Consider the following 24072-nt stretch of genomic DNA (forward strand, 5'->3'; position numbering starts at 1 on the left):
TCACTGTCCCCCGGCCGGCATGGCGTCCAGGCGCGCGGCACCGCGCACCACCAGCTCACTGCCAGCGGCGACCGGGCCGAGCACCACGCTTTCGCCCCCGGTGGTCTGCGCCAGGCGCTGCACCGGCACCGCAACATAGCCGCCGCCGCGGGCGACGTAGACCCAGGCCTGGCCCTGGCGCTCGACCACCGCCTCGGAGGGGACGCGCACCGCGCCTGCCGGAGCCGGCAGCAGCAACGTGGCGCGGATCTGCTGGCCGACCAGCAGGCGGCCGCCGTCGACCTCGGCGCGCACGCGCACGGTCTGGCTGGCCGGATCGACCGCCCCGCCGATCTCGCTGACCCGACCCTCGGCGCCACCGGCCACCTGCACCGTCAGGCCCAGGCGCAGGGTGCCCGTGTCGCGGGACGGCACCTGCATTTCCAGCATCACCTGGCTGCCCGCGGCCAGCACGTAGGCCTTGGCGAACATCGCTACCGGTTCGCCCAGCTGCAGCGAGCGCTCCAGCACGCGGCCGGCGATCGGCGCGCGCAACTCGTAGGTGCCGGGGACCGCGCCGGCGGGCGCCATCGCACGGGCGGCCTGCAGCTCGTGCAGGCGGGCGGCCGCCGCCGCGCGGCGAGCCTCGTCGGCCTGCGCTCGCGCCGCCGGGATGATCCCCTCGGCCAACAGCTGGCGGTCACGCTCGGCCTGCGCGCTGGCGACACGGAACTCGCCCTGCGCGGCGGCCAGGTCGGCGCCCAGCGTCATCGCCTCGCGACTGCGGATCCGGGCCAGCGGCTGGCCCTGCTTCACCGCCTGGCCCTCGCGTGCGAGCAACTCGACCACCACGCCCTCGTACGGCGCGGTGACCACCGCGCTGCCGGTCAGCGGCACGCTGACCCGGGCCGGCAGGCCGTCCAGCGGCACGTGCGCGGCGGGCTGCGCGGTGCCGGTACGGATGTCCAGCGCCTGCTTCTGCGCGGGGGTCAGGGTCTTCACCGCCTCGGCAGCCGTGGCCGGCGCGCTGGCCAGGACGGACAGGAGGATCAGCAGCGGCAGCAGCCGACGGGACATGGCGCACTCCAGGGCATGACGGTTCTTCCGCCAAGCGTGGGGCGCGAAACTTCAGGGACGCTTAAGAGGCCGGCTCTTCCGGCAGGGCAATCGGTCGCAGGGGGCCGAGGCTGGCCCACAGCATCGCCCGCTCCAGCGTGAAGTCCAGGCGCAGGCCAAGCAGACCGGCCAGCGTGCCGGAGAGTGCCAGGCCCAGGCCGCCGTGATTGCTCGCCTCGCGCGCGGCCGACTTGCGCCAGAAGCGCTCGCCCAGACGGGCCAGGTCCTCCGGCGACAGGTCGGGCGCGGCGTTGCCGATGCGCAGGTTCCAGCCGTCGTCGCCTGACGCCAGCTCCATCCGCACGTCGCTGCCGGCCGGGGCGTACTCGGCGGCATTCAGCAGCAAGTTGTCGACGATGCGCTCGAGCAAGGCCGGATCGGACATCACCCAGCACTCGTCCGGCAGCTGCGCCGTGATCGTCACTTCGCGCTTGCCCGCCGGTCCCGCGGCCATCGCCAGCGAGCGGCGCAGCAGGTCCGCCAGTTCCAGCGGCTCGACCTGTGCCTGGTCGATGCCCGCCTCGTAGCGCGACAGCGCGAGCAGGCCGTCGATGCAGCGCTGCATGCGGTCGATCGACGCGATCGCCCCGGCCAGCACCTCGGGCGAGGGCGCGCCGCGACTGGCCAGCTCCACCGCCATGCGGGTCTCGGCCAGCGGTGTGCGCAACTCGTGCGCCACATCGCGGGCGAAGCGGCGCTCGCGCCCCAGCGCGGCCTGCAGCCGCGCGAACGCCGAATTGAGGGTATCGGCGAACGGCTTCAGTTCGCTCGGCATGCGCGCCACCGGCAGCGGTTCCACGCGCGGTGCGCCGTCGGGCCCGGTATCGGCGGCAAACGCAAGCAGCGGACGCAGCCCACCGCGCACCGCCAGCACCGAAAGCAGCGCTGCGAGCAGTCCCATGCCGAGTACCCCGATCACCAGTGCCAGGTGCACGTGGCGTTCGAGCTGGTCGACCTGCTCGCGCTCCTCGGCCACCACCAGGATCGCTTCATCGGCGCGCCCCAGCATGGAGAAGCGCAAGCCGACCGCACGACCGCGATGGCCATCCGGCAGGCGCAGGTCGTAGAACAGCGGGGCGTTGGCCGGCACCGGCGCCGGCGGGGGCTGCAGGTTGCTCGCCGCATTGCTGGCCGAGCTGAGCAGCGTGCTGCCGGCGGCATCCCAGATCTGCACGAAGTCGGTGTGGCCGCCGGTGGCGTACTCCGGGCTCAGCTCGTGCAGCTCCTGCCAGGCGTCGTCGCGCGGATGGGACTCCAGCAGCACCACCACGCCGTGCGCGCGGCTGAGCAGGGTGGCGTCGAGGCGGCCGAAGATCTGCTTGTCGATGCTGAAGTCCAGCAGCAGGAACAGCGCGAACATCAGCGTGCCCAGACCACCGAGCATGAGCAGCAGCAGCCGCGCGCGGATCGAGCCGAACAGCAGGTTACGCGGCCACGACATAGCCGAAACCCCGCCGCGTCTCGATCAGCTGCTCGACCCCCGCCTGCGCGAGCTTGGTGCGCAGCGTGCTCACCAGGACCTCGATCACCTTGTCCGAGGCCTCGCTGCGGGCGTCGTACAGGCCCTCAAACAGCGCAGCGCGCGAAAACACCCGGCCGCGGTGCGCCAACAGCATCTCCAGCAGCGCGTATTCCTTCGGCGACAGTGGCAGCAGCGTGTCGCCGACGCACGCGGTGCGGGCGCGGGGATCCACCACCAGCCGCCCGGCTTGCAGCAGCACCGGCGCACTCTCGCCACGACGCATCAGCGCGTGCAGCCGTGCCAGCAGCTCGGCATAGGCGAACGGCTTGACCATGAAATCGTCGGCGCCGAGGTTCAACACGTCGACGCGGTCCTCGACCTGCCCGCGGGCCGAAAGCACCAGCACGCGCGGGCGATCCGGCCGGTCGCGCAGGCTGCGCAGCACGGCCCAGCCGTCGGCACGCGGCATCATCAGGTCCAGCGTGACCACGTCGTAGCTGAAGCTGGCCAGGAAATGCATGGCCTGCTCGCCGTCGGTGGCGAGATCCACCACGTGACCATCACGCACCAGCGCGTCACGCAGGTCGCGTCCCAGTGTGGGCGAGTCCTCGGCGATCAGTATCCGCACGACCTCCCCCTTTCGCTCGCGCCGCTCAGCCGACCGGCTGCAACACCAGACCGGACGAGGCGGCCGGCAGCAGCCAGTGATCGGCCAGCAGCAGGGCGAACAGCGCCATCAGGTAGACGATGGAGTAATGGAACACGCGCATCGCGAAATACTCGTCCGGCGGGTTCATCAGGCGGATCGCGTAGTACAGGAACACCACGTCGAGCACCGCCGCGCCACCCAGGTAGACCAGCCCGGTGTAACCGGTGAGTGCCGGCAGCAACGTCACCACCACCAGCAACACCGTATACAGCAGCACGTGCCAGCGAGTGTAGGCCACGCCATGGGTCACCGGCAGCATCGGCACCTGCGCGCGGGCGTAGTCCTCGCGGCGGAAGATCGCCAGCGCCCAGAAGTGCGGCGGTGTCCACACGAAGATGATCAGGCACAGCTGCAGCGCGAAGGCGTGCAGGTGTCCGGTCACCGCAGTCCAGCCGAGCACCGGCGGGATCGCGCCGGCCAGCCCGCCGATCACGATGTTCTGCGGCGTCGCCCGCTTGAGGTAGGCGGTGTAGACCAGCGCGTAGCCGATCAGGCCGCCGAAGGTGAGCACCGCGGTGAGCGTGTTGACCAGCAGCCCGAGCACCAGCATCGAGGCGATGCCCAGCAGCACGGCGAACACCAGCACCTGGCGCACGCTCAGCGCACCGGTGGCCAGCGGGCGGCGCGCGGTGCGCGCCATCAGCTTGTCGATGCGCTCGTCGATCAGGTGGTTGAATGCCGCGGCCGAGCCCGAGGCCATCCAGATACCCAGCGTGCCGAACACCAGCGCGCGCCACGGCGGGATGCCGGGGACCGCCAGGAACATGCCGATGACGGCGCAGAACACCAGCAGCGCGACGACGCGGGGCTTGGTGAGCTGCAGATACTCTTTGAAATGGGCGGTCATCCGGTCGATTCTACCAGCGGCGAACCGTCCGCCCGGCGACGCTGCGTGCGCGCCAGCGTGGCCAGCAGGGTGAACAGCAGCACCGCGGCGACGCCGTTGTGCGCGGTCGCCACCCACAACGGCAGGCCGAAGTGCACGTTGCTGATGCCCAGCAGCACCTGGGTCACCAGCGCCGCGGCGATGGCGATGCCGAATGGGCGCAGGCCCGCACGCGCCACCTTGTGCGCCAGCCAGCCGAGGTAGCAGAACACCACCAGCGCGCCGATCCGGTGGGCGATCTGGATCGCGCTGCGCGCGGCCAGGTCCAGCACGCCGCCCTCATAGTTCACGCCGATCTCGCGCCACAGGATGAAACCCTGGTGGAAATCCGTCGGCGGCATCCACTGGCCCAGGCACTTCGGGAAATCCGTGCCGCAGGCCAGCGCCGCATAGTTGGACGAGGTCCAGCCGCCCAGCGCGATCTGCACCGCCAGCAGCACCAGGCCCAGCACCACGAAACGACGCAGGCCGGCAAACCGGTCATCCCCGGAACCGACGCCGGCATAGCGCAGCGCCGACCAGGCGAGCAGCGCAAAGGTGGTCAGGCCGCCGAGCAGGTGACCCATCACCACGATCGGTTTCAGCAGCAGGGTCACCGTCCACATGCCGAGCATGGCCTGGAAGATGATCACCGCGAACGCCAGCACGCTGGCCCGCCAGGCGCCGGGCCGCGGCAGGGTCAGCGCCGCTGCCAGCGGCAAGCCGATCGCCAGTGCCGATGCGGCGGTCGACCAGAGGAAGTCGTGATGCATGTACAACGTGATGCCGACCACGGCGAAACCGGCCCCCAGCAGCACCGCCACAGCCCGGGTCCGCTGGCGCCACGCGGCGATCAGCGCCATCGCGAACACCGCGCAACCCAGCGTGCCGGCGAGCATGCGGTGCACCTGCTCGCGCCACGCCTTGTTGTCCTCGAACGGACGCTGCGGGAACGCCGCGTCGGCCTTGGCCACTTCGTGCGGTGCGGTCGGCCAGGTCGCCTGGCCGTAGCAGGTCGGCCAGTCGGGGCAGGAGAGGCCGGCGTTGGACAGGCGCACGAAGGCGCCGAACATCACCAGCCCGAAGGCGAACACCGCCGCCAGCAGCGACAGGCGACGCAGCACGAGGGTCGAACGATCGGTCATCAGCGGATTACCTTTTGCAGATCCTGGGCGAGCCCGGCGGCATCGAATCCGGTGGGATACAACGACAATGCGGTGCCGTTGGATTCCACCAGCAGCGCACTGAGGCCGTCCGGCACTGTAGGCGCAAATGCCGCAAGCTTGCCGCCGACGTCGTGCCCGACGAGGTAGGACGCATCCGGGTTAGCACCGAGCTGCAGGCGATTGCCGGCCACCGCCTGTCCCGCCGGCAACGCGCCGACCAGCAGCAGGCGCAGGCGCGGCTGGTTGCGGTTGAGCATCACCCGCGCCTTGGCGATCGCCTCGAGTTGGCGCAGGCACTGTGCGGCGCAATCGGGGCCGGTGAGTGCGACCAGGGTCATCCGTGGCTTCGCGTCGCGCCAGGCATATGCGGAGCCGTCGTTGAGCGAGACCGGCAACGCTTCGTCGGCGAAATTGCGCTGGGGCAGGACCGGTTCGCCGTGCCCCTTGGTCCCGGGCTGCCAGCCGCTGAGCGTGAGCAGGCCGGCGGCCAGCATCGGCGCGGCGAACACCGCCGCGATCAGCAGGAGCTTGAGTCGACTGTTGCGCACGGCACGGTCGGAAGGAGGAGGCGTCATGGTTCGGCTCTCAGGGGGAACGCGGCCGCGGTCGGCGCTTGCGGTGGAGCACCAGGAAGATCACCACTGCCGCGAGGGCGAAGGTGAACCACTGGAAGGCGTAGGCGCGATGCCGCGAGGGCGGCATCGAGGAAAAGTCGGGCGTGCGCTTGCGCTCGTAGATCGACGCCGGATCCGGGTCCAGCGCCAGCAGGCGGGGATAGAGCGGACGGCCGAGGTCATGGGAGACCTGTCCAAGATCGAGATAGATCGTCTTCTTCGGGTACGCCTGCTGCCGGGCCAGCGCATCGCCGCCCATCTCCAGCGCCACGCCCGGAGGCGGCACGTACAGCCCTTGCAAGCCGACCTCGCCGGCAGGTAGCGGCGGCACCTGCGGCGTGGCGTCGGTACCGTTGCCGCGCAGGAAACCGAGGTCGGCCAGCAGCAAGGGCGCATGACCATCCAGCTCGACCGGCGCGTACACCTCCACGCCGCCGAGCGCGTCGTGCCTGGGGTTGTCCAGCAGATAGACACGGCCGGCCAGGTAACGACCGTGCACCCGCACACGGGGATACGCCGTGGCCGGCGGCGATTGCGCGACGCGATCGAAATCCTGCAGGGGTGCGGCAGCCGCCGTGGCATAGCGCCGCAGCAGAGCTTCCTTTTCCGCGGCACGGTGCAGCTGCCAGAAGCCCAGGCGCACGAAAAGCAGCGCTCCGGCCACGGTCAGCAGCACCGACCACCAGGCGGGACGGCGAAACGCACTCACGCAGACGTCCCGCGGACGAACGCTATACTCGGGGCGTCGAAATCGTACGAGTCAGTCACGTGGAAACCGTCTACAAATATGCGCTGGTGGTTCTGCTGCTGGTGGTGCTGTTCAATCTCGGGCAGGCCCTGTACTTCATGATGACCGACCGGGACGGCAGCAGTCGTCGTACCGCCTGGGCACTGACCCGCCGCATCGGCCTGTCGGTGCTGCTCATCCTGATGGTGATCCTCGGTATCTGGATGGGCTGGCTGCATCCGCACGGGGTGAATGGCTGACACCGATCCGGCATTGTAGCTGGAGCGTGTCTTCCAAACCCGGCCGATGCGGCGATGCGCCCGTCGCCTGCGCAAGAAAAAGCCCGCCATTCGGCGGGCTTTTTCGTTTCCGGATCGCGGGCGACTCAGAGGATGTAGACGAACATGAACAGCCCCAGCCAGACCACGTCGACGAAGTGCCAGTACCAGGCGACCGCCTCGAAGCCGAAGTGGTGTTCCTTGTTGAAGTGGCCCTTGAGTACGCGGAACCAGATCACCGCCAGCATGATCGTGCCCAGCGTCACGTGCATGCCGTGGAAGCCGGTCAGCATGAAGAAGGTCGAGCCGTACACACCGCTGTGCAGCGTCAGATTCAGCTCCCTGTAGGCCTCCATGTACTCGTGCGCCTGGCAATACAGGAAGGTCGCGCCGAGCAGCACGGTCAGGCCCAGGAACACCAGCACACGGCCGCGATGGGCCGACTTCAGCGCATGGTGCGCAATGGTCACGGTAACGCTGGAGGTCAGCAGGATCAGCGTATTGAGCAGCGGCAGACCCCAGGCCGCCACGGTCTCGAAACCGCCGCCGATGTGCGCCGGGCCATTCCCGCCGGCCGCGCCCCAGCCGCCGGTGTAGGCCGGGTACAGGAACTGGTTGGTCAGCACGCCATGGCCTTCGCCGGAGAGCCACGGCACCGCGAACATGCGGGCGTAGAACAGCGCGCCGAAAAACGCCCCGAAGAACATCACCTCGGAGAAGATGAACCACATCATGCCCATGCGGAACGAGCGGTCCACCTGGTCGTTGTAGCTGCCGGCCAGCGATTCGCGGATCACCGAGCGGAACCAGCCAAAGAACATCGCCAGCACGCCGACGATGCCGATGGTCAGCACGGTCTTGCCGAACGAGGTGTCGCTCGGCTGCGCGCTGAGCCAGTGGCTGGCGCCGAACATGGTGACGAACATCACCACGGCGGCGATGAACGGCCACGAGCTCTTGGTTGGTATGTAGTAAGCGCCTTGCTGCTGACCCATCGTGAAGGTTCCCGTGGATGTCTCTCTAACGACCACCCCGCCATGTCGTGCGGGGAACTTGCTCTAACAGGCCGGGCTCAACGCACCATCTGCAGGAACGACAGGGCGAATATTGCCAGGGCGATCCCCGCCACGATCAGTGCGGTACGCCGGGCGCCCCGGCGACGTGCATCCATCATGGCCTGCTGCGAAGTCTCTTGCATGACCGGCTAACTCTCTCCGATGCCGCCACCGGTGGTGACGGCACCTTGGCTGATTCAGTGGTCGACGTGGCCGTGCGCCAGTTCGTCGTCGTTGATCACCGGCGGCACATCGAAGGTATGGAACGGCGCCGGCGACGGCACGGTCCACTCCAGGCCCTTGGCGCCTTCCCACACGCGGTCGGTCGCCTTCTTCTTCGAGCCCCACACAGCGTGGATCACCACGCCCACGAAGATCAGCTGCGAGGCGCCGAACAGGAAGCCGCCGATCGAGCTGATCATGTTGAAGTTGGCGAACGCCACGTTGTAGTCGGGGATGCGGCGCGGCATGCCGGCCAGACCCAGGAAGTGCTGCGGGAAGAACAGCACGTTGACCCAGATCACCGAGTTCCAGAAGTGCATCTTGCCCCAGAACTCGGAGTACATCCGACCGGTCCACTTCGGCAGCCAGTAGTAGGTGCCGGAAATGATCGCGAACACCGCACCGGTGACCAGGACGTAATGGAAGTGCGCCACCACGAAGTAGGTGTCGTGGTACTGGAAGTCGGCCGGGGCCAGCGCCAGCATCAGGCCGGAGAAGCCGCCGATGGTGAACAGGATGACGAACGCGATGGCGAACAGCATCGGCGTCTCGAAGGTCATCGAGCCACCCCACATCGTGGACACCCAGTTGAACACCTTCACGCCGGTCGGTACCGCGATCAGCATCGTGGCGTACATGAAGAACACCTCGGCGCCCAGCGGCAGGCCGACGGCGAACATGTGGTGCGCCCACACGATGAACGACAGGAAGGCGATCGAGGCGATCGCGAACACCATCGCCTTGTAGCCGAAGATCGGCTTGCGCGCGAAGGTCGGGATGACCTCCGAGATGATCCCGAACGCCGGCAGGATCATGATGTACACCTCGGGGTGCCCGAAGAACCAGAAGATGTGCTGGTACAGCACCGGGTCACCGCCACCGGCGGCATTGAAGAAACTGGTGCCGAAGTACTTGTCGGTCAGCAGCATGGTCACCGCGCCGGCCAGCACCGGCATCACGGCGATCAGCAGGAAGGCGGTGATCAGCCAGCTCCACACGAACACCGGCATCTTCAGCAGGTCCATGCCCGGCGCGCGCATGTTGAGGATGGTGGCGATGATGTTGATCGCGCCCATGATCGAGCTGATACCCATCAGGTGGATCGCGAACACCATCTGCGCCACCGAACCGCCCTGCAGCGCCAGCGGCGGGTACATCGTCCAGCCGCCGGCCGGCGCGCCGCCCGCGGTGAACAGGGTGGACAGCAGCAGCGCGAAGGCGAACGGCATGATCCAGAACGAGAGATTGTTCATGCGCGGCAGCGCCATGTCCGGCGCGCCGATCATCAGCGGGATCATCCAGTTGCCCAGGCCCACGAAGGCCGGCATCACCGCGCCGAAGATCATCACCAGCGCATGCATGGTGGTCATCTCGTTGAAGAAGTACGGCTGCACCAGCTGCAGGCCGGGCTTGAACAGCTCGGCGCGGATCACCATGGCGAAGCTGCCGCCGATGAAGAACATCGTCAGCGCGAACACGAGGTACAGGGTGCCGATGTCCTTGTGGTTGGTGGACATGCACCAGCGCACGAAGAAGTTGCTCGGGGCACCGTGATGATCGTGGTGATCGTGGGTGGCTGCGTGGGCCATGGCCTTGCACCTCTACCTGATACGTAATGACATGGGACCGCGCCAGGCGCGGTCCGGAAAATCAACCCTGGTTGCCCTGGGCCGGAGTGGTTGCCTGTGCGGTGGCCGGAGCCGCTGCAGCCGGCTTCGGCGCATTGGCGGCCTCCTGCTGGGCCAGCCACTGCTCGAACTCGGCCTTCGGCACCGCCTTCACCACGATCGGCATGAAGCCGTGGTCCTGGCCGCACAGCTCGGCGCACTGGCCACGGTACACGCCCGGCTTCTCGATGTTGGTCCAGGCCGCGTTGACGATGCCGGGGATGGCGTCCATCTTCCAGCCCAGCGCCGGCACCCACCAAGAGTGGATCACGTCGCCGGCGGTGATCACGAAGCGGATCTTGGTGCCCACCGGCACCACCAGCGGCTTGTCGACATTCAGCAGATAGGTGTTCTCGCCGTCGGTCTGCACGGCGTTCGGGTCCATGCCCGAATCCAGCTGGCGGGTTTCGTCGGAGAGACGGTCGAGCTTGGACATGAAGCCGACATGGTCGATCGCCTTGCCCTTGTAGTCGACGTAGTCGTAGCGCCACTTCCACTGGTAGCCGGTGACCTTCACGGTCATCTGCGAGCCGGTAGTGTTGGCGAACGAGGTCAGGCCACCGGTAGCCAGGTAGGCCAGCGTGATCAGGATGATCACTGGGACGGTGGTCCACACCACCTCGAGCATGGTGTTGTGGGTCCACTTCTCGGCCACGGCACCGCGCGACTTGCGGAAGCGGAACATGGCGATGAACATCGCGCCGAACACCAGGATGCCGATGCCGACGCACACGCCCAGGGCGATGTTGTTCAGGTGGTAAGGCACCGACGACCACTCGCTGGCGCCGCGCGTCATGTTGAGCTGCCATGGCTTCGGATTGGCCATCGCCGAGCCGCCGAACAGGGCAAGCGCCCCGCCGAGGCCGGCCAACACCGCGCGCTTGATACCGTGAGGCTTGATGCCGCCAGATGTCATGTCTTGCACCTTTGTTGAACCTACCTGCGCCACGGAGCCGTGGATTCGGCCAGCAGCACCTTGAGTTTCCCCGACAGCTCGGCACGCTCCTCTTCGGCGAGGAAAGCCCCGATTTCCAGCTCGCGACCATGCGACGCCAGCAGCAGACGACGGCGCCCCGCACCCGGAACCAGCTTCACCCGCACCCAGTGCGACTGGAAACGGATGCGCCGCTGCCCCGGCAGCGATCGCACCTCCAGCGACGATTCGTCGAGGGTGATGCGCTCCCCACGGTCGCCCGCCCGCCAAGCCACGCTCAGCGCGACGGCCATCGCCACGGACTCGATCAGCGCAAACAGCGGAGCGAAGACATTCCCCTGCCACGCCCCCAGAGCGGCGGTCGTCAGCGCCAGCGCAGCCAGCACCAGGATCAGTCGACGCAAACCCTTGCGGCTCAGCACGCGATTGGGACGAAGCCACATCGCGCACGGCAAGCCTTCGGAGGCGGGTCGAAGCACGATCATGGCGAAACCGGCGTGCCTGGAACGCCCGAATCATAGGCCGCCCCCGTCCGGTGGGCAACATTGCCGCAGGGGACTGACGCGGATCAGCACGCGCATCCACGCGCGCCCGCGACAGCTGCGGCAAGGGCCCGCAAGACATGCCGATGCCCGGTATCCGCATCCGCGACGGAGGGCGAGACGTGGGGGTGCGACACTTTGCCCTATCGACGACGCGCATTGCGTTGCAACGCAGCATCGGACAAGGCCTGGCGGCTTGGGTGGGGCCGGGACACACGCGTACAATGCGGCGCTTTCGCCCCTCCCCCACCCGCACGTCCACCAACGGATCGAACGACCCGTGACCGCTCCCATCCTGAGTCCCGAACTCCCCGATCGCACCACGCCGGCGCGTGCGCGCATCACTGCAGCCTGGCTGCGCGATGAAACGGAAGCCGTGCTCGACCTGCTCGACCAGGCCAGCCTGCCCGACGACGAACGCGAGCAGGTCGTCGACCGCGCCGCCGCCCTGGTCACCCGCGTCCGCGCGCGGGCCAAGGACCAGAGCGTGGTCGAATCCTTCATGCGCCAGTACGACCTGTCCAGCGAGGAAGGCGTGCTGCTGATGTGCGTGGCCGAGGCGTTGCTGCGCATCCCCGACACGCGCACCGCGGACAAGCTGATCCGCGACAAGCTCGGCGACGCCAACTGGCGCAAGCACCTGGGCCGCAGCGAATCGCTGCTGGTCAACGCCTCCACCTGGGGCCTGCTGCTCACCGGCCAGCTGGTGAACCTCGCCGACGGCACGCGTGACGATTTCACCGGCGCGCTGCGCCGGCTGGTCGCGCGCATCGGCGAACCGACCATCCGCGGCGCGGTGCGTCAGGCCATGCGGATCATGGGCCACCAGTTCGTGATGGGGCGGACCATCGAGGAAGCGCTGGACCGCTCGGTAAAGAAAGAGAACGCGGCCTACCGCTATTCGTTCGACATGCTGGGCGAGGCCGCACTGACCGCCGCCGATGCCGAGCGCTACCAGCAGGCCTACCGCGACGCCATCGCCGCGCTGGGCAAGCGGGGGCCCTTCGCCAACCACACCGATGCGCCCTCGATCTCGGTCAAGCTGTCGGCGCTGTTCCCGCGCTACGAAGTGGCCCAGCGGGAGCGCGCCCGCGTGGCGCTCACCGAGAAGCTGCTGGAGCTGGCCCAACTGTCGATGAAAGCCGGCATCGCGCTGTCGGTCGACGCCGAGGAGGCCGACCGGCTGGAGCTGTCGCTGGACATCATCGGCGACGTCTTCGCGCACCCGTCGCTGGCCGGCTGGAACGGGCTCGGCATCGTGGTGCAGGCCTATGCCAAGCGCACCCCGTTCGTGATCGACTGGCTGGTCGAGATGGCGCTGATGCACGACCGCCGCTGGTACGTACGCCTGGTCAAGGGCGCCTACTGGGACGCCGAGATCAAGAAGGCGCAGGAGCAGGGCCTGTCGGGCTACCCGGTGTTCACTCGCAAACCGAACACCGACGTGTCGTATCTGGCCTGCGCACGCCGCCTGTTCGCCGCCGGCAGCCACCTGATCTATCCCCAGTTCGCCACCCATAACGCGCACACCATCGCCGCGGTGCATCACATCGCGCAGGGGCGTCCGTTCGAGTTCCAGCGCCTGCACGGCATGGGCGCGGACCTGTACGCCGAGGTGATCGGACCCAAGCGCTTCGACGTGCCGTGCCGGGTGTACGCGCCGGTGGGTTCGCACGAGGATCTGCTGCCCTACCTGGTGCGGCGCCTGCTGGAGAACGGTGCCAACACCAGCTTCGTCAACCGCGTGGTGGACGAGGACGTACCGGCCCGCGACCTCGTCGCCGACCCCTGCGATACGGTGCGTGCGTTCGAGTCGATTCCCCACCCGCGCATCCCGCTGCCGGCCAACCTCTACGGTGAACTTCGGAAGAATTCCATGGGCGTCAACTTTGCCAACGACAACGAACTGACCGCGCTCGCCGAGGCGGTCAACGCATGCACCGGTCCGTGGACCGCCGGCCCGCTGGTGCCGGGCGCGGCCAGCCAGGGCGCGATGGTCGAGGTCACCAACCCGGCCGACCGCCGCCAGCGCGTGGGCAGCTACCTCAGCGCCGACGACGCCACCGTGCAGCAGGCGCTGGCCAACGCCCACGCCGCGCAGGACCGCTGGAACAACATGCCGGTGGCCAACCGCGCGGCGATGCTGGAATACGCCGCCGAGCAGCTCGAGGCGCGCCGCGCCGAGTTCATCGCGCTGTGCGTGCGCGAGGCGGGCAAGAGCCTGCCCGACGCGATCGCCGAAATCCGCGAGGCCGCCGACTTCCTGCGCTACTACGCCACCATGGCGCGGCGCCTGTTCGCCGAGCCGGAGCAGCTGCCCGGGCCGACCGGCGAGAGCAACCGCCTGTACCTGGAAGGCCGCGGCGTATTCGTCGGGATCAGCCCGTGGAACTTCCCGCTGGCGATCTTCGTCGGCCAGGTCAGCGCCGCGCTGGCTGCCGGCAACCCGGTGATCGCCAAGCCCGCCGAGCAGACCAGCCTGATCGGCTACCTCGCCACCCGGCTGCTGCACGAAGCCGGCGTGCCGGAGGACGTGCTGCAGTTCGTGCCGGGCGACGGCGCCACCGTCGGCGCCGCACTGACCCGCGACCCGCGCGTGGCCGGCGTGGTGTTCACCGGCTCGACCGAAACCGCCTGGGCGATCAACCGCGCGCTGGCCGCGCGCAATTCGCAGATCGCCGTGCTGATCGCCGAGACCGGCGGCCAGAACGCGATGATCGCCGACTCCTCCGCGCTGCCTGAGCAGATCGTCAAGGACGTGATCGCCTCGGCGTTCCAGTCCGCCGGCCAGCGCTGCTCGGCGGCCCGCGTGCTGTACGTGCAGGACGACATTGCCGACAAGGTGATCACCATGCTGGCCGGCGCGATGGCCGAGCTGAAGGTCGGCGATCCTGGCCTGCTGTCTACCGATGTCGGCCCGGTGATCGACGAAGACGCCAAGGCGATCCTGGTCGAGCACGCCGCCCGCATGGACAAGGAGGCGAAGAAGATCGCCGAGGCACCGCTGGACGCGGAAGTCGCTGCGCACGGCACCTTCTTCGCCCCGCGCGCTTACGAGATCCCCTCGCTGGACACGCTCAAGCGCGAGGTGTTCGGCCCGGTGCTGCACGTGCTGCGCTGGAAGGCCAGCGAACTGGACCAGGTGATCGCCGCGATCAACGCCACCGGCTACGGCCTCACGCTCGGCGTGCACAGCCGCATCGACGCCACCATCGACTACATCAGCCGTCATGCGCGTGTCGGCAACTGCTACGTCAACCGCAACCAGATCGGCGCGGTGGTCGGCGTGCAGCCGTTCGGCGGCGAGGGCCTCTCGGGCACCGGCCCGAAGGCGGGCGGTCCGCACTACCTGCTGCGCTTCGCCGGCGAGCGCACGCTCACCATCAACACCACGGCGGCCGGCGGCAACGCCTCGCTGCTGACCATCGGCGAATGACACGCCCCGCACGGGCCGGCCTCCCCGGCCGGCCCGTGCATGGTGCGCCGCGCCAACGCGGCAACGACGTGCGTGCTATAGAAATGGCTCCCACCTGGCCACGGCAGGCCACGACTCCGGAGCGATTCCACCATGGCTCGACCCGCCGGCATGCTCGGCATCCACCAAGGCGCCGTGCTGGCGGCCGACGATCCGCGCTACACGGCCGCCGAGTTTCCGCCGAACAAGCTGCTCTACCTGGTGCAGCTGGCCGATGCCCGCGGCATCGACTGTCGCCCCTGGTTCGCCGGACTCGCCCTTACCCGGGCGCAGGTCGCCGATCCGGCGCTGCGGGTCTCCTACCGCCAGGCCAGCGTGCTGGTGCGGCGCGCGCTTGCGGCGCTGGATGTGCCCGATGCCGGCCTGCTGATCGGCAGGCAGGGCACGATCGGCGGCTTCGGCCTGCTCGGCCTGGCAATGATGACCTCGCGCACGCTGGGCGAGGCGATGCTCGCCGGCATCACCCACCACAAGATCTGCGGTTGCCTGCTCGATCTCAATTTCGAGGCTGTCAGCGAGCGCGAGGCGGCGCTGGTCGCCTGGCCTCAGTTCGGCGACACCGAACTGCTGCCGTTCTTCTGCGAAGAGCTGTTCGCCAGCTGCCTGATGATCGCGCGTGAACTGGTCGGGCCGGAGCTGCGCCCGCTGCGCGTGGAGCTGGCCTATCCCGAGCCGCGCTACGCGCACGAGTACGCCCAGTTGTTCGGCTGCGAGATCCGCTTCGGCATGCCGCAGAACCGGCTGCTGATCGATACCCAGTGGCTGGCCCGTCCGCTGCCCGGATTCAACCCGCTCACCGCCAGGCAGGCGCTGGCCCTGTGCGCCCAGCAGCGCACGCCGGACGGCGGCGAGCCGCACCAGGAGATCGTCGCCGCGGTCGAACGCCTGCTGCGCTGCCAGCTGCGCCAACAGCCGCGCCTCTACGACGTCGCGCGCGGACTCAACCTCAGCGAGCGCTCGCTGCGCCGCAAACTGGCCGAGAGCGGGCGCATCTTCCGGGAGATCCATGACCGGGTGCGGGCGGAGCGGGCGCTGCAGTTGCTGCAGGCCGGCAGCCTCAGCGTGGCCGAGGTCGGCAGCGAGGTGGGTTTCAGCGACCCGCGCGAGTTCCGGCGCGCCTTCAAGCGCTGGACCGGCATGGCGCCCCAGGACGCCCGCCAGCCCGCCGGCTGACGCCGCACGGCGAAAGCTGGCCGGCTTGCCCCCCCTGCACTGGCCGTTTCCCCCTCCCCGCCCGGACCGGCTTGGGGGACAGTGAACCATCCGCGGCATCCGCGTCGGGGGCAAGGGGACAACACATGCGCAAGACCATCATCACCGCCGCGCTGGCCGCGGCGCTCGCCGGTTGCGGCGGCGGCCAGCAGCCGGCCCAGCAGAGTGCCGGCGACGCCAGCTTCGAGGCGAAGCTGCAGGAGCAGTTCCTCGACGCCAAGCCCGGCAGCGTGATCGAGATCCCCGCCGGCCACTACGCGCTCAAGCGCGGCCTCAGCCTGCGTACCGACGGCGTCACCATCAAGGGCGCCGGCATGGACAAGACCGTGCTCTCGTTCAAGGGCCAGGTGGTCGGCCCGGAGGGCCTGCTGGTCAATGCCAACGACTTCACCATCGAGAACCTCGCCATCGAGGACACCAAGGGCGATGCGCTGAAGATCAACCAGGGCCGCAACATCACCATCCGCGGCGTGCGCATCGAGTGGACCGGCGGCCCGAAGACCACCAACGGCGCCTACGGCCTGTACCCGGTGAAGACGCAGAACGTGCTGGTGGAGGATTCGGTGGTGATCGGCGCCTCGGATGCCGGCATCTACGTCGGCCAGTCGAACAACATCGTGGTGCGCAACAACCGCGCCGAGCAGAACGTGGCCGGCATCGAGATCGAGAACTCGGTCAACGCCGACGTCTACGGCAACACCGCCACGAAGAACACCGGCGGCATCCTGGTGTTCAACATGCCCAACCTGTCGCAGGCCGGGCACGCCACGCGGGTGTTCGGGAACAAGGTCTTCGCCAACGACACCGAGAACTTCGCCGCCAAGGGTGCTGCCGTGGCCAGTGTGCCGGCCGGCTCCGGCGTGGTGGTGAACTCCAACGACAAGGTGGAGATCTTCGACAACGACATCGCCGACAACCAGACGGCGAACATCATCATCTCCAGCTACTTCTCCACCAACTACTACAACACCCGCGGCGTGGCGGCCGACTACAACCCGTATCCGAAGGGCATCTACATCTACGGCAACCGCCTGAAGGGCGGCGGCGACTCGCCCGACGGGCTGAAGCTGAAGACGCTCAAGACCGCCGTGTACGGGCTGGGCGGCCACTTCCCCGACGTGCTGTGGGACGGCTACGTCGACACCAAGTCGCTGGTCGACGGCCTGCCGCCGCCGAACGACCGCATCTGCATCCATGACGTCAACGGCGTGCTGAACGCCGACGGCCCGCACGACTACAAGAACCCCAGCACCGACATCAAGCCTTACCAGTGCGACCTGCCCAAGCTGCCTGCGGTGGTACTCGACCCGGCACCGAAGGCCTGAGGGGTGGCGATGACGTACCGCGCGATTCTCCTCGTCGTCGGGCTGGCGGCGCTGCTGGGCGGCTGCCACCGCCCGATGCCGCCGGTCGCCTTCCATGCCGATGGACGGCCGCCCCGGCTGAGCGACTGGCACGTGGTCGAGGTGCACGGCGGCAAGCTCGAGCTCAACCAGGGCGTGGTGCCCTACGACCTCAACACGCCACTGTTCACCGACTACGCGCACAAGCTGCGCACGATCTGGATGCCGAAGGGGGAATCGGCCAAGTACCAGCCGGTCGACACCCTCGACTTCCCGGTCGGCACGGTGATCAGCAAGACTTTCTACTACCCGCGTGCCGCCGACGGCACCTTCACCGACGTACTGCGCACCGACGACTACTCGCACGATTTCGCCGGGCAGGGGCTGGACCTGTCCCGCGTGCACCTGGTCGAGACGCGCATCCTGGCGCGCCGCAAGGACGGCTGGGTGGCGTTCCCCTACGTGTGGAACAACGCGCAGACCGAGGCCACCCTGCAGCGCACCGGCGCGGTCGAACCGCTGACCCTGGTCGCCGCCGACGGCAGCCGCGAGGACTTCAACTACGTGGTGCCCGACGAGAGCCAGTGCGCCAGCTGCCACGCGCAGGACTGGGTCAGCCGCCAGGTGCACCCGATCGGACCCAAGGCGCGGCACATCAACAAGGACTACGCCTATGCCGATGGCGTGCAGAACCAGCTCGAGCACCTGGTCAAGGTCGGCTACCTGAGTGGCCTGCCGGCGATGGCCGGGGTGCCGCGCGACGCCGTGTGGAACGATCCCAAGGCCCCGCTCGACGCGCGCGCCCGGGCCTACTTCGACATCAACTGCGGGCATTGCCACAACATCCACGGCGCTGCCAACACCACCGGCCTGTCGCTGATCTACGGCACGCCGGAGGACCGCCACATGGGCATCTGCAAGCCGCCCACCGCGGCCGGGCGCGGCACCGGCGACCACCTGTTCGACATCGTGCCGGGGCAGCCCGACGAATCGATCATTCCTTATCGCCTGTCGTCGGCGGAACCGGGCGTGATGATGCCCGAGCTGGGGCGCAGCACCGTGCACCGCGAGGGGTTGGCGCTGATCAGGGCATGGATCGCGGCACAACCGGGGAGCTGCACGCCGATCCACTGACACCACCGGTCGTCCGACCGGTCCATCGCGCGGCAGCGGGTGGCCGCGCGCATCCGATGCGTTGCATAGGGGAGAGCAGGGCATGAGCATGCGTCCACGTCCACTGACCGTCGGCCTGCGCCGGCTGCTGCCGGGTATCGCACTGCTGGCGATGGCACCGTCCGTTGCGCTGGCGGACGAACCGGCCGCCGGCCGGCAGAGCGATGGCAACACCACCCAGGCCGCCAGCCCGGCGAAGGCCAAGCTGCTGGGCAACATCACGGTGACCGCGCAGAGCCGCTCGCAGGAGATGCAGTCGGTGCCGATCCCGCTGCAGATCGTCACCGCCAAACAGGTCGACACGCTCGCCGCCACCGACCTCAGCAAGATGAGCCTGTTCGTACCGGGCCTGGTGGTCGGCGGCGACCAGCCGACCCAGCCCCGCTACGAGCTGCGCGGCATCAGCACCGACGACTTCGGCGTCGGCACCGATTCGGCCGTCGGCGTGTACATCGACGGCGTGTACGCCGCCCGCTCCGGCGGCGCCCTGCTCGCCTTCAACGACATCGCGCGGATCGAGGTGCTGAAGGGCCCGCAGGGCACGCTGTTCGGCCGCAACGCCGCCGCCGGCGCGATCTCGATCATCACCAACGAACCGTCGGACCGTCTCGAGGCGAAGGCGCGGCTGCGCTTCGGCAACTACGGCAAGCGCTACGCCGACGCCCTCCTCAACCTGCCGCTGAACCGGGACATGGCACTGCGGGTGAGCGTGCTGGACAACCAGAGCGACGGCTGGATCAAGGATGCGGCGACCGGCAGGCACTACGGCAAGGACGACGACTGGGGCAGCCGCATCGCCTGGCGCTGGAACCTGGACAAGGACACCCGCGTGCTGCTGTCCTGGGACCACGAACGCCTGAACCAGCCGCCGCAGCCGGCGATCGGGCTGGTTCCGCTGTCGAACGACCCCAACCAGCGCCCACCCTTCCCGGCCGACCCGTCGACCTACCTCGACCCGCTGCATGCGCCGCTCTACAACGATGCGGTCGGCGCGGCCGAGACGCGGCGCTTCGACGGCGCCACGCTGAACATCGACCATGCCTTCGGTTGGGGCAGCCTGACCTCGATCACCGCATGGCGCCACTTCAACACGCTGAACCTGGGTGACTACGACGGCACCAACCACATCGTCAGCTACCTGGACACGGCGAACGTCGAGCGCAACACGAGCTGGTACCAGGAGTTCAAGCTGGCCGGCACCACCGACCTGACCGACTGGGTCGCCGGCGTCAGCTACTACGATGAAGACGCGCACCAGACCAGCCAGACCAACGTCACCACCGACAGCCTGGATACGCTGGCGCAGAACGTGATGGGCGTGGGTACGCCGCTGGCCGACATCAGCGCCGCACTGGCCTCGTTCGGCCTCCCCTACACCCTGCTCGGCGACCCGTGGCACGAGGCGATCGACAACGTCGGCCACTTCAAGGCCTATGCCGCCTACGGCGACGTGATCTGGCATCTGGACGACCGCCTCGACCTGACCACCGGCATCCGCTACACCCACGACCAGAAGCAGTTCTCCTGGTACAACCGGCCGCGCAGCGCGCCGCAGTTCGACGCCACGGTGCAGGCGCTGAACGATGCCGGGGTGCTGGCGATGCTGCCGCCGGAGGCGCAGATGGCGCTGGCGGCGTTCGGCGGCAACGTGATCTTCACCGACGCCAGCGGCGCGCCGGTCGGGGTGTTGGTACAGCGTCGCGACAGTTGGCAGGACCTCAGCCCCCGCGCGGTGCTGAGCTACAAATTCACCCCGGACGTGATGGGCTACGTCTCGGTCACCAAGGGCTACAAGGCCGGCGGCTACAACAGCGTGCAGATCGGCTCGCGCTTCGCGCCCGAGAAGGTGATCAACTACGAAGCCGGCATCAAGACGCTGTTTCCCGAGCAGAACCTGCTGCTCAACGCGTCGGCCTACGCGTACCGCTACGACAACCGGCAGGCGCTCACGCTCGATCCGAACAGCGCCGGCACCGGTGTGCCGCGCTATCTGGTCAGCAGCACCGACCAGCAGGCGAAGGGGCTGGAGGTCGAGGCGCAGTGGCAGCCGGTCGAGGCGTTCCGCGCCCACTTCAACGGCACCTATATCGATGCCACCTACCGCCACGCGACCGCGGCCTCTGGCGCCGACCTCAGCGGCCAGCCGACCGGCGAGCCGAAGTACGCCTTCGCCGGCGGCATGTCCTACACCTGGCAGGGCGTGGCGAACGGGGCGCTGACGTTCGACCTGTCGCACGCCTACCGTGGCAAGTCGCGCTGCAACCGCGATTCGCAGCTGCAGGGCACCTGCCAGATCAGCCCGAACTTCACCGTCGGCGCCGCGCAGCAGCGCACCGACGCCCGGCTGGACTGGCAGTCGTCCGGCGGCCGCTGGGGCGTGGCCTTCTACGTCAACAACCTGTTCGACAAGCGCTACGTGACCGGCGTGAGCAATATCAGCAGCAGCGTGTTCGGAACCCCGTATGCTTCGGTGACGCCACCGCGCATGTGGGGCGTGGAACTGCGCGCCAGACTCTGAGCATCCGATGACCGACAGCACCGACCTCTCCGACCTGCTGCGGCGCCAGCGCGAAGCGCAGGCACGCGACCCGCAACCTTCCTGGCCGGCACGGTCGGGAAGGTTGCGTGCGCTAGAAGCCCTGCTCCGGCAGCATCGCGAGGCGATCGCCGAGGCCATCAGTGCCGACTTCGGCTTCCGTCCCGCCGAGGAGACCGATCTGCTCGAGGTCTTCCCGTGCCTTTCGGCGATCCGCCACGCGCTGGCGCATGGACGACGCTGGATGCGCCCGCGGCGGCACCTCGCCGACCTGGCGTTCCTGCCGGCCCGCACCGAGCTGAGGCCGCAGCCGCTGGGCGTGGTGGGCATCATCGTGCCGTGGAACTATCCGCTCTACCTGGCGGTAGGTCCGCTGGTCGATGCGCTGGTCGCCGGCAACCGCGCCATGGTGAAGATGAGCGAGTACACGCCCCGCTTCTCCGCTTTGTTCGCCGAGCTGGTGGCGGGTCACTTCCCCACCGAGGAAGTCGCCGTGGTCAATGGCGACGCCCGCGTGGCGCAGGCGTTCTCCAGCCTGCCGTTCGACCATCTGCTGTTCACCGGCTCCACCGCCGTCGGTCGCCACGTCATGCGCGCAGCCGCCGACAACCTCACCCCGGTGACCCTGGAACTGGGCGGCAAGTCACCGGCGATCATCGGCCCCGGCGCGGACTTCGCGCATGCGGTGGAACGCATCGTGTTCGGCAAGCTGATCAATGCCGGCCAGACCTGCATCGCGCCGGACTACGTCCTGCTGCCCCGCCAGCGCCTGGACGAGTTCGTCCGCATCGCCGGTGCCACGGTCGAGCGCTTCTACCCGGACATCGCCGGCAACCGCCAGTACGCCAGCATCGCCTCCGATCGCCAGCACGACCGGCTGCGGGCGCTGCGCGATGCCGCGGTCGCGGAGGGTGCCTCGGCGCTGAGGCTGGGCACGGAGTCGGCCGGACCCGGTCCGCGCCGACTGCTGCCGACCCTGCTGACCGGCGTGCACGACCGCATGGCGGTGATGCAGGAGGAGATCTTCGGCCCGCTGCTGCCGCTGGTGCCCTACGACACCCTGGAGGAGGCGATCGACTACGTGGCCGACCGCCCGCATCCGTTGGCCCTCTACCTGTTCGAGCACGACACCGGGACGATCGAGAAGGTGCTCGCCCGGACGACCGCTGGCGGCGTCACGGTGAACGACACGCTGTACCACATCGCCCAGCATCGCCTGCCGTTCGGCGGTGTCGGTCCGTCCGGCATCGGCGGATATCACGGCGAAGCGGGCTTCCGCACGTTTTCGCATCTCAAGCCGGTGTTCCGCCAGGCCCGCCTCAACGGTGCCGGGCTGCTCAACCCGCCGTATGGCGAGCGTTTCCGCAAGGTGCTCGCGCTGCTGCTGCGACGGGGCTGAAAGCCCGACCCAGGCATAAAAAAAGCCTCCCCTTTGCAGGGGAGGCTTTTTCGTTCGAATGAACGACGATCAGAACTTGTAGATCGCCGACAGGCTCAGCAGGTTGCCGTAATCGCTGTAGTTGCCGGAGATCACGTCACCGGTGGAGCTGGTGCTGTCGATGTGCGCGTTGTTCACGAAGATGTGCGCGTACGAGGCGTTGATCTCGAAGTGCTCGCTGGCCTTGTAGCCCAGGCCCACGGTAGCCAGCTTGCGGGTGGAGTCCGGCACGCGCACGTCGCGCACGGCGTTGTAGGTCGGCGAGGTGTCGACCGCGATGCCGGCGCGCAGGGTCAGCTTGTCGTTGAGGTAGTAGTCACCGCCGATCGAGGCGTAGATCGAGTTGCGCCAGTTGAACTCCTCGGCGGTATCCGGCTGCCCGGGATTGCCGTACTTCACGCGCAGTTCCTTGAACACGTCCCACTTGGTCCAGGCCAGGTCGATGCCGAAGCCGAACTTCTCGGCCTGGTGCCAGTAGCTGCCGCTGAGCACGGCCGGCGTGGTGAAGTCGGCCGTACCGGTGGTGTTGGCGAACGGCGGCAGGCTGCCGGCCAGCGCCGGGTTCGTCAGCAGCAGCTGGTAGCCCGGCGTGGTGGTGAAGTTGCCGGTGCCGGTCAGGCGGTGGCTAATCTTCGAGCGGTAGTTCACCGCCAGCTTGTCATTCGGGGTGAGCTTCCAGAAGCCGCCGACCTGGTAGCCGTAGCCCCAGTCGTCGCCCTTGATGCGGGCATAGCCGTCCACGCCCTGCGGCGTCAACGCAGCGACGCCAGCGGCGGAAGCCTGGCCCTGCTGCACGGCCGCCTGGATCATCGCGGCACCGGTGGCCGGCGGGATCTGGCCGGCGGCGATGCCGGCCTGGATCTGCGCCACACCCGCCGCGACCTGCTGCTGGATGCCCTGCTGCACCTGCAGGCCGATCGCGTTGAAGTTGATCGCGCTGGTCAGCTCGGCCGAGGTGCGCTGCGCGATGGCGCTCACGCCCAGCGCGAAGGTGTCGGTCAGGTCGTACGAAGCCGACAGCGTGGCGTCGAGCGACTCGAACTTGGACTTGATGCCGTTGTAGCGGCCGATCCAGTCGCGGTCGTACTCGGTCTGGAAGCCGAACGGCACCGAGAAGCCGGCGCCGAGGTGCAGCTTGTCGTTGACCTTGGTGGCGAAGAACAGCGCCGGTACCGGCAGCGTGGTGCCGGCGTCGCCGCCGTTGCCACCGCTGATCGGGCGGCCCAGCACGTCGTGCGCGCTGCCGCTGAACTTGGCGCTGAAATTGATGGCGGTGACGTCGGCCTGGAAATAGGTGCCGTCCAGCTCGCTCATCGCGGCCGGGTTGTTCGCCACGACGGAAACATCGCCGCCGGCGGTGGCCGAACCGGCGTAGGCGCGACCCATGCCCTTCGCGCTGTTCTCCTTGAGCTGGAACGCGCTTGCATGGGCGGCGTTCGGGGCCACCAGTGCGCCGGCGATGGCCAGGCTCAGCGCGGCCAGCGCGAGCGGCCGGGCGGCCACCTGGAAGGGACGGATGGACATCTGCATCGGTTGCTCCTGCTGTTCGTGGATGCGTC

At 68.5% G+C, this 24072-nt stretch carries 20 protein-coding genes; 7 read left to right on the forward strand and 13 right to left on the reverse strand.

Translation table 11 applies throughout. The annotated features are described in order from the left end of the window. The 7 genes from ATSB10_RS12540 to ATSB10_RS12570 all read right to left on the reverse strand — a co-directional run bounded on the left by ATSB10_RS12540 (position 1) and on the right by ATSB10_RS12570 (position 6620). Positions 1–1056, reverse strand: a complete 1056-nt coding sequence (locus ATSB10_RS12540) for an efflux RND transporter periplasmic adaptor subunit (RefSeq protein WP_083966209.1) — start codon at positions 1054–1056, stop codon at positions 1–3. Between the two features lie 61 nt (positions 1057–1117). After that, the gene (locus tag ATSB10_RS12545; protein ID WP_063673124.1) at positions 1118–2536 is read right to left on the reverse strand and encodes an ATP-binding protein; all 1419 of its coding nucleotides are present in this window, start codon (positions 2534–2536) and stop codon (positions 1118–1120) included. Continuing rightward, positions 2520–3185 carry a response regulator transcription factor gene (locus ATSB10_RS12550; RefSeq protein ID WP_063673125.1) on the reverse strand — a complete coding sequence of 222 codons (666 nt, stop codon included), beginning with the start codon at positions 3183–3185 and terminating at the stop codon, positions 2520–2522. The genes ATSB10_RS12545 and ATSB10_RS12550 overlap by 17 nt, the downstream gene beginning before the upstream one ends. A 25-nt stretch (positions 3186–3210) precedes the next feature. Continuing rightward, on the reverse strand, positions 3211–4113 hold the full coding sequence (gene cyoE, locus ATSB10_RS12555; RefSeq protein ID WP_017463542.1) for a heme o synthase: 903 nt from the start codon (positions 4111–4113) through the stop codon (positions 3211–3213). Next, a complete protein-coding gene (locus tag ATSB10_RS12560) occupies positions 4110–5276 on the reverse strand; it encodes a COX15/CtaA family protein (protein WP_063673126.1) in 1167 nt (388 codons plus the stop codon). Before ATSB10_RS12560 ends, cyoE begins: the two co-directional genes overlap by 4 nt. Beyond that, positions 5276–5872 (reverse strand): hypothetical protein, encoded by a 597-nt coding sequence (locus ATSB10_RS12565; protein ID WP_063673127.1) that lies wholly within the window; start codon positions 5870–5872, stop codon positions 5276–5278. The genes ATSB10_RS12560 and ATSB10_RS12565 overlap by 1 nt, the downstream gene beginning before the upstream one ends. A 10-nt stretch (positions 5873–5882) precedes the next feature. After that, positions 5883–6620 (reverse strand): SURF1 family protein, encoded by a 738-nt coding sequence (locus ATSB10_RS12570; protein ID WP_063673128.1) that lies wholly within the window; start codon positions 6618–6620, stop codon positions 5883–5885. A gap of 59 nt (positions 6621–6679) precedes the next feature. On the opposite strand from ATSB10_RS12570, the gene ATSB10_RS12575 reads away from it, so the two are divergent. Further along, the gene (locus tag ATSB10_RS12575) at positions 6680–6898 is read left to right on the forward strand and encodes a twin transmembrane helix small protein (RefSeq protein WP_063673129.1); all 219 of its coding nucleotides are present in this window, start codon (positions 6680–6682) and stop codon (positions 6896–6898) included. Positions 6899–7023: 125 nt separating this feature from the next. On the opposite strand, the gene ATSB10_RS12580 is transcribed toward ATSB10_RS12575, so the two are convergent. The 5 genes from ATSB10_RS12580 to ATSB10_RS12595 all read right to left on the reverse strand — a co-directional run bounded on the left by ATSB10_RS12580 (position 7024) and on the right by ATSB10_RS12595 (position 11237). Next, positions 7024–7911: a cytochrome c oxidase subunit 3 gene (locus tag ATSB10_RS12580; protein ID WP_063673130.1), complete on the reverse strand. Its 888-nt coding sequence runs from the start codon at positions 7909–7911 to the stop codon at positions 7024–7026. Between the two features lie 77 nt (positions 7912–7988). After that, positions 7989–8114 carry a hypothetical protein gene (locus ATSB10_RS19800; RefSeq protein WP_017463548.1) on the reverse strand — a complete coding sequence of 42 codons (126 nt, stop codon included), beginning with the start codon at positions 8112–8114 and terminating at the stop codon, positions 7989–7991. A 54-nt stretch (positions 8115–8168) separates the two neighbouring features. Then, entirely contained in the window at positions 8169–9782 is a 1614-nt protein-coding gene (gene ctaD, locus ATSB10_RS12585; RefSeq protein ID WP_063673131.1) for a cytochrome c oxidase subunit I, read from the reverse strand. 61 nt (positions 9783–9843) lie between these two features. Then, positions 9844–10776, reverse strand: coding sequence for a cytochrome c oxidase subunit II (gene coxB / locus ATSB10_RS12590; protein ID WP_063673132.1), 933 nt, complete (start codon positions 10774–10776; stop codon positions 9844–9846). 20 nt (positions 10777–10796) lie between these two features. Next, positions 10797–11237, reverse strand: a complete 441-nt coding sequence (locus tag ATSB10_RS12595; protein ID WP_063673133.1) for a DUF2244 domain-containing protein — start codon at positions 11235–11237, stop codon at positions 10797–10799. Positions 11238–11616: 379 nt separating this feature from the next. On the opposite strand from ATSB10_RS12595, the gene putA reads away from it, so the two are divergent. The 6 genes from putA (at position 11617) to ATSB10_RS12625 (ending at position 22474) form a co-directional block, all read left to right on the forward strand. Continuing rightward, positions 11617–14772 (forward strand): bifunctional proline dehydrogenase/L-glutamate gamma-semialdehyde dehydrogenase PutA, encoded by a 3156-nt coding sequence (gene putA / locus ATSB10_RS12600; RefSeq protein WP_063673134.1) that lies wholly within the window; start codon positions 11617–11619, stop codon positions 14770–14772. Between the two features lie 132 nt (positions 14773–14904). Beyond that, a complete protein-coding gene (locus ATSB10_RS12605; RefSeq protein WP_063673135.1) occupies positions 14905–15984 on the forward strand; it encodes an AraC family transcriptional regulator in 1080 nt (359 codons plus the stop codon). Between the two features lie 125 nt (positions 15985–16109). Next, the gene (locus ATSB10_RS12610; protein WP_063673136.1) at positions 16110–17348 is read left to right on the forward strand and encodes a parallel beta-helix domain-containing protein; all 1239 of its coding nucleotides are present in this window, start codon (positions 16110–16112) and stop codon (positions 17346–17348) included. A 9-nt stretch (positions 17349–17357) separates the two neighbouring features. Further along, the gene (locus tag ATSB10_RS12615) at positions 17358–18500 is read left to right on the forward strand and encodes an SO2930 family diheme c-type cytochrome (RefSeq protein ID WP_063673137.1); all 1143 of its coding nucleotides are present in this window, start codon (positions 17358–17360) and stop codon (positions 18498–18500) included. A gap of 82 nt (positions 18501–18582) precedes the next feature. Beyond that, positions 18583–21057: a TonB-dependent receptor gene (locus tag ATSB10_RS12620; RefSeq protein WP_063673138.1), complete on the forward strand. Its 2475-nt coding sequence runs from the start codon at positions 18583–18585 to the stop codon at positions 21055–21057. Between the two features lie 7 nt (positions 21058–21064). Then, positions 21065–22474 carry a coniferyl aldehyde dehydrogenase gene (locus tag ATSB10_RS12625; protein ID WP_063673139.1) on the forward strand — a complete coding sequence of 470 codons (1410 nt, stop codon included), beginning with the start codon at positions 21065–21067 and terminating at the stop codon, positions 22472–22474. Between the two features lie 69 nt (positions 22475–22543). Here the strand turns inward: ATSB10_RS12625 and ATSB10_RS12630 are convergent, their stop codons facing one another. Next, positions 22544–24043 (reverse strand): OmpP1/FadL family transporter, encoded by a 1500-nt coding sequence (locus ATSB10_RS12630; protein ID WP_063673140.1) that lies wholly within the window; start codon positions 24041–24043, stop codon positions 22544–22546. Between the last annotated feature and the right edge of the window lie 29 nt (positions 24044–24072).

It is taken from the genome of Dyella thiooxydans (genome assembly GCF_001641285.1).
Taxonomy (GTDB): Bacteria; Pseudomonadota; Gammaproteobacteria; order Xanthomonadales; family Rhodanobacteraceae; genus Dyella_A; species Dyella_A thiooxydans.

Bases quoted from the DNA above. Each gene is read 5' to 3' on its own strand.
- coxB (WP_063673132.1), bottom strand. From the start codon at position 10,776: ATGACATCTGGCGGCATCAAGCCTCACGGTATCAAGCGCGCGGTGTTG.
- ATSB10_RS12610 (WP_063673136.1), top strand. From the start codon at position 16,110: ATGCGCAAGACCATCATCACCGCCGCGCTGGCCGCGGCGCTCGCCGGT.
- cyoE (WP_017463542.1), bottom strand. From the start codon at position 4,113: ATGACCGCCCATTTCAAAGAGTATCTGCAGCTCACCAAGCCCCGCGTC.
- ATSB10_RS12595 (WP_063673133.1), bottom strand. From the start codon at position 11,237: ATGTGGCTTCGTCCCAATCGCGTGCTGAGCCGCAAGGGTTTGCGTCGA.
- ATSB10_RS19800 (WP_017463548.1), bottom strand. From the start codon at position 8,114: ATGCAAGAGACTTCGCAGCAGGCCATGATGGATGCACGTCGCCGGGGC.
- ATSB10_RS12605 (WP_063673135.1), top strand. From the start codon at position 14,905: ATGGCTCGACCCGCCGGCATGCTCGGCATCCACCAAGGCGCCGTGCTG.
- ATSB10_RS12580 (WP_063673130.1), bottom strand. From the start codon at position 7,911: ATGGGTCAGCAGCAAGGCGCTTACTACATACCAACCAAGAGCTCGTGG.
- ATSB10_RS12625 (WP_063673139.1), top strand. From the start codon at position 21,065: ATGACCGACAGCACCGACCTCTCCGACCTGCTGCGGCGCCAGCGCGAA.
- ATSB10_RS12545 (WP_063673124.1), bottom strand. From the start codon at position 2,536: ATGTCGTGGCCGCGTAACCTGCTGTTCGGCTCGATCCGCGCGCGGCTG.
- ATSB10_RS12540 (WP_083966209.1), bottom strand. From the start codon at position 1,056: ATGTCCCGTCGGCTGCTGCCGCTGCTGATCCTCCTGTCCGTCCTGGCC.
- ATSB10_RS12565 (WP_063673127.1), bottom strand. From the start codon at position 5,872: ATGACGCCTCCTCCTTCCGACCGTGCCGTGCGCAACAGTCGACTCAAG.
- ATSB10_RS12630 (WP_063673140.1), bottom strand. From the start codon at position 24,043: ATGCAGATGTCCATCCGTCCCTTCCAGGTGGCCGCCCGGCCGCTCGCG.
- ATSB10_RS12615 (WP_063673137.1), top strand. From the start codon at position 17,358: ATGACGTACCGCGCGATTCTCCTCGTCGTCGGGCTGGCGGCGCTGCTG.
- ctaD (WP_063673131.1), bottom strand. From the start codon at position 9,782: ATGGCCCACGCAGCCACCCACGATCACCACGATCATCACGGTGCCCCG.
- ATSB10_RS12560 (WP_063673126.1), bottom strand. From the start codon at position 5,276: ATGACCGATCGTTCGACCCTCGTGCTGCGTCGCCTGTCGCTGCTGGCG.
- ATSB10_RS12620 (WP_063673138.1), top strand. From the start codon at position 18,583: ATGAGCATGCGTCCACGTCCACTGACCGTCGGCCTGCGCCGGCTGCTG.